At 53.1% G+C, this 12,479-nt stretch carries 14 protein-coding genes; 5 read left to right on the forward strand and 9 right to left on the reverse strand.

The annotated features are described in order from the left end of the window. The first annotated feature begins 200 nt into the window (after positions 1-200). From AC6I77_RS04970 to tatE, 5 genes are all read left to right on the forward strand, one after another. Positions 201-284, forward strand: a complete 84-nt coding sequence (locus AC6I77_RS04970; RefSeq protein ID WP_019105993.1) for a small membrane protein YohP — start codon at positions 201-203, stop codon at positions 282-284. Between the two features lie 958 nt (positions 285-1,242). Beyond that, entirely contained in the window at positions 1,243-1,452 is a 210-nt protein-coding gene (gene cspE, locus AC6I77_RS04975) for a transcription antiterminator/RNA stability regulator CspE (protein WP_006118399.1), read from the forward strand. A 228-nt stretch (positions 1,453-1,680) separates the two neighbouring features. Next, positions 1,681-2,112: a GNAT family N-acetyltransferase gene (locus AC6I77_RS04980; protein ID WP_003854037.1), complete on the forward strand. Its 432-nt coding sequence runs from the start codon at positions 1,681-1,683 to the stop codon at positions 2,110-2,112. Between the two features lie 499 nt (positions 2,113-2,611). Beyond that, positions 2,612-3,400, forward strand: a complete 789-nt coding sequence (locus AC6I77_RS04985) for a deaminated glutathione amidase (RefSeq protein ID WP_033763063.1) — start codon at positions 2,612-2,614, stop codon at positions 3,398-3,400. Positions 3,401-3,573: 173 nt separating this feature from the next. Next, positions 3,574-3,777, forward strand: coding sequence for a twin-arginine translocase subunit TatE (tatE, locus tag AC6I77_RS04990; protein ID WP_003854033.1), 204 nt, complete (start codon positions 3,574-3,576; stop codon positions 3,775-3,777). A gap of 122 nt (positions 3,778-3,899) precedes the next feature. On the opposite strand, the gene lipA is transcribed toward tatE, so the two are convergent. The 9 genes from lipA to rsfS all read right to left on the reverse strand — a co-directional run bounded on the left by lipA (position 3,900) and on the right by rsfS (position 12,420). Then, positions 3,900-4,865 (reverse strand): lipoyl synthase, encoded by a 966-nt coding sequence (gene lipA / locus AC6I77_RS04995; RefSeq protein ID WP_003854032.1) that lies wholly within the window; start codon positions 4,863-4,865, stop codon positions 3,900-3,902. A 169-nt stretch (positions 4,866-5,034) separates the two neighbouring features. Further along, positions 5,035-5,694, reverse strand: a complete 660-nt coding sequence (gene lipB / locus AC6I77_RS05000) for a lipoyl(octanoyl) transferase LipB (protein ID WP_008924997.1) — start codon at positions 5,692-5,694, stop codon at positions 5,035-5,037. Positions 5,695-5,774: 80 nt separating this feature from the next. Then, positions 5,775-6,038, reverse strand: coding sequence for a DUF493 family protein YbeD (gene ybeD, locus AC6I77_RS05005; protein WP_003854030.1), 264 nt, complete (start codon positions 6,036-6,038; stop codon positions 5,775-5,777). Between the two features lie 100 nt (positions 6,039-6,138). Further along, complete coding sequence (gene dacA, locus AC6I77_RS05010; protein ID WP_003854029.1) at positions 6,139-7,350, reverse strand: D-alanyl-D-alanine carboxypeptidase DacA; 1,212 nt, start codon at positions 7,348-7,350, stop codon at positions 6,139-6,141. Positions 7,351-7,481: 131 nt separating this feature from the next. Continuing rightward, positions 7,482-8,558 carry an endolytic peptidoglycan transglycosylase RlpA gene (gene rlpA, locus AC6I77_RS05015; RefSeq protein ID WP_497816740.1) on the reverse strand — a complete coding sequence of 359 codons (1,077 nt, stop codon included), beginning with the start codon at positions 8,556-8,558 and terminating at the stop codon, positions 7,482-7,484. Positions 8,559-8,568: 10 nt separating this feature from the next. Beyond that, a complete protein-coding gene (gene mrdB, locus AC6I77_RS05020) occupies positions 8,569-9,681 on the reverse strand; it encodes a peptidoglycan glycosyltransferase MrdB (RefSeq protein WP_033743010.1) in 1,113 nt (370 codons plus the stop codon). A gap of 8 nt (positions 9,682-9,689) precedes the next feature. After that, entirely contained in the window at positions 9,690-11,594 is a 1,905-nt protein-coding gene (gene mrdA / locus AC6I77_RS05025) for a peptidoglycan DD-transpeptidase MrdA (RefSeq protein ID WP_003854026.1), read from the reverse strand. Between the two features lie 34 nt (positions 11,595-11,628). After that, complete coding sequence (gene rlmH / locus AC6I77_RS05030) at positions 11,629-12,099, reverse strand: 23S rRNA (pseudouridine(1915)-N(3))-methyltransferase RlmH (RefSeq protein ID WP_008103678.1); 471 nt, start codon at positions 12,097-12,099, stop codon at positions 11,629-11,631. A 3-nt stretch (positions 12,100-12,102) separates the two neighbouring features. Continuing rightward, positions 12,103-12,420 carry a ribosome silencing factor gene (gene rsfS / locus AC6I77_RS05035; RefSeq protein WP_003854023.1) on the reverse strand — a complete coding sequence of 106 codons (318 nt, stop codon included), beginning with the start codon at positions 12,418-12,420 and terminating at the stop codon, positions 12,103-12,105. Positions 12,421-12,479: the final 59 nt, after the last annotated feature.

The raw sequence follows: 12,479 nt of genomic DNA on the forward strand, positions 1-12,479 counted from the left end.
ATAAATTTTAGCCAGGAGTATTCTTTAAAACGAAAAAAGAGTGCCGGTAAAAACTGGTGTTGCGATCGCTATCCCAGAAAGCAAATAAAGAGCAGGATTGGTGAACTTTTGACCAATTGAAGCCTGAGTGAAGCGGCGCGATAAATATTCCTGTCTATACTGCCTACAGGAAACGTGTCTAATCAGTGAGGGAAAAGGAAATGAAAATTATTCTGTGGATTATCGCGATTATCTTTATCGTCGGCCTGCTGACCCTGACAGGGGTGTTCAAACTGATTTTCTGATTTTTGTAAAAGCTTCAGCGATAACGGGCACCTAATCAGGTGCCCGAACTGTTTTCTGGCTGGCCAGCAGACACTGTGTAATGGGATCCATCGGCGTCGTGGGCAGCAGATCCTGGGAATCCAGGCATTTTTTACAGTTCGCACAGCGGGCACCATGAACGTTGTGCTCTTCCTCGTGATATTCCGTAAAAACGAATCGGGTGCTTCCGCACTGACTGCAGCGTATCTTCATCACCATCCTGTGCCTCACTCTCCTTTTCATTTGCCCGGAAGGAAGCTATCCCCTCACCGGTTAAGCGGACGTAATCTATTGCCGGGTAATATTATTCCGGCTCGCCATAAGAAAAGTAGTTGCTCATAACGTTAATTGTTTGTTGCCAGATGCGAATCCGGACACTAAAAAGCACTTCATTGATCTTTCTCAAGGTTTGCCTGCTTTTGGTGAAAATATCAGCAGGTGGCCTGCTCTCACTGGGGGCAATGGCACAGCAGTCTCAATATTGTCTGAGAAAAAGTCGTTTCGGCGGATAGGAATTTGCGATCAACTGCACATTAAATAACCAGACGCGTTATGGCGGCCTCCGGAAGCAGGGAAATCGGATTTTTATGCTGAGGTTTACTACCCGCGGGACGATAAAAAATAACGCTTTTGAGACGATCGTTATCAGTGATAACAGGAATACGTCTTAATAAGATTTTCCTGTTTAACCTCAAAACGTCACGGTGCTAAAGATCAAAAAGGTTTGCCTTTCCAGCAGGTTAGCGGAAGGCACAGGCCATACGTCTGATCCCTGCTGATGAGTGTTTCGCAAGTCGAAAAGCAGGAAAGTGTGATGCATGCACGGAAAGTCGATATTTATCACTTTTTCATCAAATCATGCTGGACAAATCCCTCAGCAATTGCTGTACTAGACCCCGACACAGTTTAGTGTCCATTTTTCATGTAAAGGTAATATAGATGTCTAAGATCAAAGGTAACGTTAAGTGGTTTAATGAATCTAAAGGATTCGGTTTCATTACTCCTGAAGATGGCAGCAAAGATGTATTCGTACATTTCTCTGCAATCCAGAGCAACGGCTTCAAAACTCTGGCTGAAGGTCAGCGCGTAGAGTTTGAAATCACCGACGGCGCTAAAGGCCCATCTGCTGCTAACGTTATCAGTCTGTAAGTTAACAGTCAGAATTCTAAAAACCCGCCTTATGGCGGGTTTTTTTATGGCTGTAATCTGCGCTTCATCCCTCACATCGTAACCTTCTGAATTGTCCCCAGGGGCGCACAAACTGCGCGGCGGTTCACAATAAATCCTCGTAACATATTTATAACAACCAGCTGTGCAGCTTTTTAGCCTGCGACGCTATATAACAGTGCTACAGAACCCGATGAGTGAGGAGACAGGATGAACATACGGCATGCGGAGTTGAGAGACAGTTTTGCGTTGAGTGCCTTGCTGAGTGAGTTAGGCTACGGCGGCACTGAAAGTTTCATTGAGCAGCGTCTGGCGCAGTTATGCAGCGATCCCAGTGAAGCGCTGTTAGTGGCTGAACTGGGCAGTCAGGTTCTGGGTTTCCTTTCACTTCATTTTATTCCTCAGCTGGCCCTGGCCGGTGATTTCGCCCGCATCAGTTACTTCTGTATTGCGGAAGGTGAGCGCAGCAAAGGCGTCGGCCAGCAACTGCTCCAATATGCCGAAACGCTGGCAGCCCGCCGTGGCTGCGATCGTATGGAAGTCCATTGCCATCAGTCACGGCTCAAGGCGAATCAGTTTTACGCGCGCGAGGGTTATGCTGAATCACCCTGTTATCTCATTAAAAATCTGCAAGCGGGTTAAATTCCCGTCCTGAGGCGATGACCAGTGCCTCGGCAATCATCTCCCGCTGTTCATCCCTGAGGCTGGCGACAGGGATTATTGCTAACCTGCTACCACAGCATTTGTTCTTTGCCAGCACTTTCTGCTTCCTATCTGGTTTCAGGACAGCATAAAAAGTTGTCCGACTGCTGATTAGCGCCGTTACCTCACGTGATGCAGACACTCTCTGCATACCCATCGGGACGGCGTCCACGCAGAACACGCACTGAAGCTGTTAGCGGTATTAAGGGCGGCGAGCGATAGCGCTTAGAGGCTATGGCGGTATAAAAGAAAACAGGATGACACTGCACTGGCTGTACAATGCCGAAGCACAGCGCAGGAATAAGCGGCGATCAGGTTCGTTTTAAAGAGAACAGACAACGATCGCCGGCTCTGGATGCGAGCATTCTCTGCAAGGGCTTAATCACTGATGAGTGACGCGGGAAGTGACACTTCTGGTCGCTGGGGGAGGAAAGAGATGATGAAAGTTGCACTGGGACAATTTGCGGTCAGCCGTGAATGGCAGGAGAACGCTGATAGCTGTCTGGCTCTGATGAAGCGGGCAGCAGAAGGAGAAGCGCATCTGCTGGTCCTGCCAGAAGCTGTTCTGGCGCGCGATAATACCGATCCCGATTTAGTGGTGAAAGCCGCACAGCCGCTGGATGGCCCTTTTATCACACAGTTGCTGGCTGCCAGTGAGCATAATGCGCTGACCACTATAATGAGCGTCCATGTCCCCAGTGACCAGCATAAAGCGCTCAATGTACTGGTGGCTATCCGCAACGGCGAAATTATTGCCACCTATGAAAAGCTGCATCTGTACGATGCATTTGCCGTGCAGGAATCGCAACGGGTCAATCCAGGCCATGTCATTCCACCGCTGATTGAGGTTGCGGGTATGAAAGTCGGATTAATGACCTGCTATGATGTGCGTTTCCCGGAACTGGCACGACGACTGGCGCTGGACGGTGCAGAAGTGCTTGTGTTGCCTGCCGCATGGGTGAAAGGCCCGCTGAAAGAGATGCACTGGGATTTACTGACCCGTGCCCGCGCGCTGGAGAACACCTGCTATATGGTGGCGGTGGGCGAGTGTGGCCCACGCAATATTGGCAACAGTCTGGTGGTCGACCCGCTGGGGGTAGCGGTGGCGAATGCCGCGGAGTCCCCGACACTACTGTTTGCTGAACTCGACCCGGAACGCGTCGTCTATGCCCGACAGATGCTGCCGGTACTAGAGAACCGGCGCTTTGCGCGTCCTGAACTCAAGTGATCTAAGGATAAAAATCCATGACGACAAAGCGAGCAAAACGCTGAGTGCTGGCACTTGTGCATACTTAATCGGCCTCTCTGAGATCTCACTCTGTTACAGATTCCAGTTGTCGCCGCAGGCAAACTGCGCGTAAATAACAGTCACCGTGATTTGAATAAGTTGAAAGGTTAAATATGGAAGGTATCAGTATTGCCAAGCTGCTGATTATCGGTGCGCTTATCGTACTGCTTTTTGGTACCAACAAGTTGCGCTCACTGGGCGGCGATCTGGGCTCCGCGATTAAGGGCTTCAAAAAAGCCATGAAAGACGAAGATACCAGCGCAACCCGAACAACCGCTGAAGACGTACCGGCAGAACGCGTCGTTCATAAAGATTAATCGGTTATTTGCTGAAAATAACTGTTACTTTTTATTTCAGGCAACGTCAGGCACGCATAAAAAAACCAGGCTGTTTCCAGTCTGGTTTTTTGTTTTTCAGGCTTCTGATAGCGGAGGCCGGCTTATTTCACTTCTTCGCCTTTGGCCTGCATATCCGCATGATAGGAAGAGCGGACAAACGGACCGCATGCGGCATGGGTGAAGCCCATCGCCATCGCTTCTTCTTTCATCTCATCAAATTCAGCCGGGCTGACGTAGCGCTGAACCGGCAGGTGGTGACGGCTCGGCTGCAGATACTGGCCCAGAGTCAGCATGGTGACACCGTGGCGACGCAGATCGCGCATCACTTCCACGATTTCGGCGTTGGTCTCACCCAGCCCAACCATCAGACCCGATTTGGTCGGGATATCCGGATGCGCTTCTTTGAACCGCTCCAGCAATTTCAGTGACCATTCGTAGTTAGCGCCCGGCCGCACCTGGCGGTAGACGCGTGGTACGTTTTCCAGATTGTGGTTAAACACATCCGGTGGCGTTGCGGTGAGAATTTCCAGCGCACGGTCCATGCGGCCACGGAAGTCCGGAACCAGTGTTTCAATTTTAATCGTGGGATTTTTTTCGCGAATGGCGCGGATACAGTCTGCAAAATGTTGTGCACCGCCATCACGTAAATCATCGCGGTCAACAGAGGTGATCACGACGTAGCGCAGGCCCATATCGGCAATCGTCTGCGCCAGTTTTGCCGGTTCGTTAGCATCAGGCGCATTAGGACGGCCATGTGCCACATCGCAGAACGGACAACGACGGGTACAGATAGCACCTAGAATCATAAAGGTGGCAGTACCGTGGTTGAAGCATTCAGCAAGGTTAGGGCAGGAGGCCTCTTCGCAGACTGAGTGCAGCCCGTTTTTACGCATCGCGGCTTTAATGCCCTGAATACGACTGGAGTCAGCTGGCAGCTTGATTTTCATCCATTCCGGCTTACGCAACATCTCCTGCCGTTCAACAGCCACGGTTTTCACCGGGATCAGCGCCATTTTGTCTGCGTCACGATATTTGACGCCGCGTTCCATCTGAATTGGTTTACTCATAAATCAGCAGGTTCCGGTCGGATTGCGATTTGAAAGCGTTCCCACTCAAACCGGGAAGGGGGCTTTCAACTTTATTTGAAAAAAGTGCAAAAATTATATCATCACATCGCCTGCGAAGCAGCCACAGTCAGCACGGATACGTTACATATTTGTAAATTCGCATTCTGCGTTAAGGCTTAACAGGGAGATCGCCTGATATCCATTCAACATTTTCATAACCTGACAGCCGCGCAAAGGCGCTGACCAGCGGAGAACGTACCTGCTCCGTTGTCACCTCTGGCTCAAAATTTTTCAACTGTGTCATGCTCATCCCGGCGTAACCACAGGGATTGATGCGCAGGAAAGGAGATAAATCCATGGCCACATTCAGCGCCAGGCCGTGAAATGAACAGCCTTTGCGGATGCGTAATCCCAGTGAACAGATTTTCTCTTCCCCGACATAAACGCCGGGGGCATCCGCGCGGGCGCGGGCGCTGACGCCGAACTCTGCCAGCGTCGCGATCACCGTCTCTTCCAGAATGGTCACCAGCTGGCGCACGCCGAGTTTACGGCGTTTCACATCGATGAGGACGTACATCACCTGCTGTCCCGGCCCGTGATAGGTCACCTGACCGCCACGATCGCTCTGCACCACCGGAATATCGCCTGGCATCAGCAGATGCTCCGCTTTTCCCGCCTGACCCTGCGTAAAGACCGGAGGATGCTCGACCAGCCAGATTTCGTCACGACTCTGGTCATCGCGCTGGTCGGTGTAGTGATGCATGGCGTCGGAGACAGATTGCCAGTCGCACAGACCGGACTGACGGACAAAGAGGGTTTCAACTGACAAAACGATAGCCCGCTAAAGGAAATAACGTTAAGAATAACGTCGGCAAACCGTCAGGCAGAGGCGCCTTGCCGACCCGTAAATTACAGGACCATCCGCACGATTTCGATGTTGCCCAGCTCTTCGTACAGGCGTTCAACCTGCTCGATGTGGGTGGCGGTGATAGTGATGTTTACGGAGTGATAGTTGCCTTTGCTGCTCGGCTTAACTTCAGGGCTGTAGTCGCCGGGCGCATGACGTTGCACCACTTCAACCACTTGATCAACCAGCTCCGGTTGCGCCAGACCCATTACTTTGTAGGTAAACGGGGTAGGAAATTCGAGCAGCTCATTCAGTTTGGTTTTCATATTAACTCCGGTGCATAAAAAACAGGCTCCCGCCTGAGCGGGAGCATCATAATATCCTGTAATGGGGGCAGAAGGGTGATTTTTCAATCACCCCTTACGCTTAACCGAACCAGTGATGGAACATCAGTTTGATGTAATCAACGATACGGCCAAAGAAACCACCCTCAGAAACTTCGTTCAGCACCACCAGCGGACGCTGTTCGATAGTTTTGCCATCCAGCTGGAAGTTGATGCTGCCCACAACCTGGTTTTTCTTCAGTGGCGCGTGCAGTTCTGTATTGGTCAGCACATAGCTGGCTTTCAGATCTTTCATACGGCCACGTGGAATGGTCAGGTAAGCATCTTTTTCCACGCCCAGTTGTACACGGTCATTATCACCGAACCAGACTGGCTCAGAAGCGAACTCTTTGCCTGCTTTCAGTGGCGCAACAGTTTCAAAGAAACGGAAGCCCCAGGTGAGCAGTTTCTTGCTCTCAGTTTCACGGCCTTTATAGGTATGACCGCCCATCACAGCGGAGATCAGGCGCATCTGGCCTTCGGTCGCTGACGCCACCAGGTTGTAACCGGCTGAGTTAGTATGACCGGTTTTGATCCCATCCACGTTCAGGTTGGTATCCCACAGCAGACCATTACGGTTCATCTGACGGATATTATTGAAGGTGAATTCTTTCTCTTTATAAACAGCATACTCTTCCGGTACGTCGCGGATCAGCGCCTGGCCGATCAACGCCATGTCGCGCGCGGAGCTGTACTGACCTTCCGCGTCCAGGCCATGAACGGTCCCGAAGTGGGTATTCTGCAGGCCAAGCGCTTTGACGTAGTTGTTCATCAGGTTAACAAAGGCATCCTGACTGCCAGCGACATAGTCAGCCATCGCAACGCAGGCGTCGTTACCGGACTGCAGGACAATGCCACGGGTCAGCTGTGAAACCGGCACGCGATCGCCTGGTTTCAGGAACATCAGCGAAGAACCTTTAAACACCGGGTTGCCGGTCGCCCAGGCATCCGGGCCGACGGTCACCAGATCATCCTGATGAATTTTGCCCGCTTTCACGGCCTGACCAATGACATAGCTGGTCATCATCTTGGTCAGACTGGCAGGATCGCGGCGTGCATCGGCGTTTTTCTCTGCCAGCACTTTGCCTGAGTTGTAGTCGATGAGGACATACGCTTCGGCATCAATGTCCGGCACGCCCGGAATCATGGTCTTGAGATTGACGTCATCAGCAATAGCAGCATGGCTGAGAGAGATAGCGATCAGTGATCCCACTGTCAGGCGTTTCAGTAAACGAGATGATTTCAGCGTGTTCATGTGTAGGACTACAACATCCGTGAGTTTGAGGTTAAAAATGTCACTCATCATAACCAATGCCAGATTTTCTGGCACCGGGCATGATGATTGGGTTGTTAGCAGACGTAACCTGCAGTGCTCTGAACCACGGTTCAGCGACGTGTGTTCGTAATAAATGACGCGGCCTGGCCTTCACTGCTCAGGCGCTGTTGCAGCGCAGCCGCTTCGGCGCGGGAGGCATAACCACCAAGCTGTACGCGATAGACATTGTTGCCCGCGTTTTCAACCTTGCCGGGCACACCATAACGCTGGCTCAGGCTTTTCATCATCTGCTGCGCACGCGCCGGATCGTTCAGCGCACCAACCTGCACCACATAGCCATCGGCGGAACCACTGCTGGCTGCAGGCGAGGCACTGGCTGCTGCGGGTGCGGAACTGGCAGGTGCGGCGGCTGGCGGCTCGTTACCTTCCAGTACACCGTTCGCTAATGGCTGGGGTGCGCCAAGAAAGCCGCTGCTCTGGACTGGCGCGCCCATGTTGTCACTGCTCTGCAGCGTGCTGTTGCTGATGGCTTCAACATTCTGTGCAGGCGGTTCAGAAGGGGCTGCACTGCCGCCGTTCATCACCGCGCCGCCACTCAGATCCGGGCGGGCAGGCAGAGAGTAGCTCTGTTTGGCTACCACGGTTCCGATGGTGCCGGGACCTGAGAGCGTGCCGTCGGGTGCGACCTTAATAAAGTCGACGCGTACCCGCGAATTATTAGAGATATTCAGGCGGTCACCGGCAGCCCGCGACAGGTCGATAATGCGTCCCGGCGTGTAGGGACCGCGATCGTTAACGCGCACCACAATCTGACGGCCATTCGCGATATTGGTCACGCGCACATAGCTCGGCAGCGGCAGAGTAGGGTGAGCCGCAGTCAGCGCATCGGGATCGTAAGCTTCACCGGTGGCGGTGCGGTTGCCCTGTGCCTCTTCGCCGTACCAGGTTGCCAGACCGACTTCGCTGTAGTTCGACGGATCTTTGATAATGCGATAATTTTTGCCGTTAACGCTGTAATCCTGGCTGGTGCCCGGATTGATTGGCTCATAACGTGGCTCAACGCCTGGAATCTCTACCACCGGTCCGTTGTAAGCCGGTTGCGGCGGCGCCGTATTTTGGGGTTCGGGCGTGGTACAGGCCGCCAGAACCAGTGATGCCAGTGCAACGCCAAGCCATTCCTTACGCATCTGCAGCCTCTTAGACACTTTTAGATAACATTTTTCGGTGAGTGTGGATCGACATCACAATGCCAAATCCCGCCATAAGCACGATAAGCGCGGAGCCGCCATAACTGACCAGCGGCAGCGGCACGCCAACTACCGGTAAGATACCACTAACCATGCCAATGTTAACGAAAACATAAACGAATAAAATCAGCATTAAACCGCCCGCCATAACACGGCCAAAGGTGGTCTGCGCCCGGGCTGCTACCACCAGTCCCCGCATGATCAGCAGCAGATAGAGGGCCAGCAGCAGCAGCACGCCGACCAGCCCTAACTCTTCGGCCAGGACCGCGAAGATAAAGTCAGTATGACGTTCCGGCAAAAACTCCAGCTGAGACTGGGTGCCCTGCAGCCAGCCTTTGCCGCGCAGTCCGCCCGAGCCAATCGCGATTTTCGACTGGATGATGTGATAACCGGCGCCCAGCGGGTCCGTTTCCGGATCGAGCAGCATCATGACGCGGTCGCGCTGATAGTCGTGCATCAGGAAGAACCACAGAATCGGGATAAAAGCGGCGACCAGCAGTACCGCCACGCTAATCAGTTTCCAGCTCATTCCCGAAAGGAAAAGCACAAACAGGCCCGAGGCGGCAATCAGAATCGAGGTGCCGAGATCGGGCTGTGCGGCCACCAGCAGAGTAGGCAGGAAGATCAGAATCAGCGCGATACCGGTATTTTTCAGCGTCGGCGGACAGACATCGCGGTTGATAAAGCGCGCCACCATCAGCGGCACCGCGATCTTGGCAATCTCCGAAGGCTGGAAACGCACAAAGCCGAGATCGAGCCAGCGCTGGGCCCCTTTACTGATCTGTCCAAAAGCATCCACTGCCACCAGCAGGATGACGCAGACAATATAGAGATAGGGCGCCCAGCCTTCATAAACGCGCGGCGGCACCTGCGCCAGCACAATCATGATCACCAGACCCATCGCGATCTGCCCGAGTTTACGCTCCATCATGCCAGGATCCTGTCCGCTGGCACTCCAGATCACCACGGCGCTGTAGGTCAGCAGCGCGAGAATGATCAGCATAAACATCGGATCGATGTGGATGCGCATCCAGATCGATCGTTTCTGCGGACTATCTTGCATCGACATGTTTATTCACCTTCATAACCGGGCGGCACAGGGGCGGCGTCCGGCAGAACTGTATTGTTATCACCCAACATAATGTGATCCAGAATCTGGCGCATGACGGTGCCGACAGCCGGACCGGCGCCACCGTTTTCCAGGATAATGGTCACAGCGACCCGAGGTTTGTCATAAGGGGCAAACGCGGTCATTAATTTATGGTCGCGTAATCGTTCAGCAATTTTATGGGCGTTATACGTTTCGTTCTCTTTCAGGCCGAAGACCTGTGCGGTACCGGACTTGGCGGCGATTTTATAGGGCGCATCAGCAAAACTCTTGTGCGCGGTACCATTAGGGCGATTCGCCACGCCGTACATGCCATCTTTGGCGATTTCCCAGAAGCCGGAATGGATATCACCAATCGGGGCCTCAGGCGGCTGACGATAGGGCACCAGGGTACGACCTTCGCGGGTAGCACGCAGCATATGCGGCACCTTGACGACACCGTCATTGATTAAAATCATCATCGCTTTGTTCATCTGCAGCGGGGTTGCCGTCCAGTAACCCTGACCGATCCCCACCGGAATGGTATCACCCTGATACCACGGCTTTTTAAACCGTTTCATTTTCCAGTCGCGGGTAGGCATATTACCGGCGCTCTCCTGCGGCAAATCGATGCCGGTACGGCTGCCATAACCAAATTTGTTCATCCACTCCGACAGGCGGTCAATACCCATGTCGTAGGCGACCTGATAGAAGAAGGTATCAGCAGACTCTTCCAGTGCTTTGGTGACGTTCAGACGGCCGTGGCCCCACTTTTTCCAGTCACGAAAACGCTTTTCTGAACCCGGAAGCTGCCACCAGCCGGGATCAAACAGACTGGTGTTACGGTTGATCACGCCCGCACTCATGGCAGAAACCGCGACATAAGGTTTGACTGTGGAAGCCGGTGGGTAAGCCGCCTGAATGGCGCGGTTGTAGAGCGGGCGGTTTTCATCTTCCAGCAGTCCACGGTAATCCTTACTGGAAATACCGTCGACAAATAAGTTGGCATCGTAGCTCGGCGTAGAGACCATGGCGAGAATTTCGCCGGTGCGCGGGTCGCTGACCACCACTGCTGCGCGACTTCCCGCCAGCAGAGTCTCGACATATTGCTGCAGTTTGAGATCGATCGTCAGATAGATATCACGCCCAGCCTGAGGTGACTCCTCATGCAACTGGCGAATAACGCGGCCACGATTGTTAACCTCTACCTCTTCAAAGCCGGTTTTGCCGTGCAGCAAACTCTCGTAATACGCTTCAATCCCCAGCTTACCGATATCGTGTGTTGCGGCATAGTTCGGCCATATGCCCTCTTTATCGAGGCGGGCAACGTCACGGTCGTTGATTTTTGACACGTAGCCGACGACATGCGTCAGCGTGGCACCGTAAGGATAGTAGCGGCGCTGATAACCTTTCACTTCCACGCCGGGGAAACGGTACTGATTAACCGCAAAGCGCGCCACCTGCACTTCATTCAGACCGGTTTTAACCGGGATAGAGGTGAAACGACGTGAGCGTTTACGCTCTTTCTGGAAATTCTCGAGGTCTTCATCCGTCAGCTCAAGAACCGGACGTAAGTTTTCCAGCGTCTGTTGCAGGTTATCGACTTTTTCCGGGACAAGTTCAGCCTGATAGATGGTGCGGTTCAGTGCCAGCGGGGTGCCGGTACGATCGTAAATTATGCCGCGACTGGGCGCGACAGGCACCAGTTTGATGCGGTTCTGGTTAGAGCGGGTGCTGTAATCATCAAAGCGAAGAATCTGCAGGTGGTAGAGGTTAACCACCAGAATTGACGAGAGCAGTAAGATACCGACGAAGGCGATAAACGCCCGACGGACAAAGAGTTTCTGTTCGGCGCTGTAATCGCGAAAGGCGTTGCTTTGTAATTTCATCCGCTACTTGTCATGTCTGATGTGGGCTGATCGGTCATTCACGATGATAAGGATGATTTGTCGTTATACTCCAGGCACGATACAGACTTTCGGCTACCAGCACGCGCACCAGCGGATGGGGCAACGTCAATGCTGACAGTGACCAGCTCTGTTCTGCCGCCGCTTTACAGGCGGGGGCCAGGCCTTCGGGCCCGCCAATCAGCAGGCTGACATCGCGACCATCAAGCTTCCAGCGTTCAAGCTGCTGTGCCAGCTGCGGGGTTTCCCACGGTTGGCCCGGAATATCCAGCGTGACGATGCGATTACCTTTGCCGACCGCCGCCAGCATCGCTTCACCCTCTTTTTCAAGAATGCGTTTGATATCAGCATTTTTACCGCGCTTACCTGCGGTAACTTCGATCAGCTCAAACGGCATATCTTTCGGGAAGCGGCGCAGGTATTCCATAAAACCGGTCTGCACCCAGTCAGGCATTTTGGTGCCGACGGCAACGAGTTGCAGTTTCACCGATTAGCTCCAGAGTTTTTCCAGCTCATACAGCTGGCGACTCTCTTCCTGCATCACATGCACGATGACATCGCCCAGATCAACCACGACCCAGTCTGCCGCGCTTTTACCTTCAATGCCTAATGGCATCAGGCCAGCTAAACGGGATTCCTGCTCAACGTGTTCTGCGATCGAAGTCACATGACGCGTGGAGGTACCGGTGCAGATGATCATGTAATCGGTGATGCTGGATTTGCCCTGAACGTCGATGGTAACAATGTCCTGGCCTTTAAGATCATCAATCTTATCAATAACGAACTCTTGGAGTGCTTTACCTTGCAAAAGGTTCCCCTTGGAATCTGGTAGTAACGAGCCGGCTGTAAGCCCGGAGAGTGCAGCCA

The organism is Pantoea sp. X-Soil-ISGK-259 (assembly GCF_059730705.1).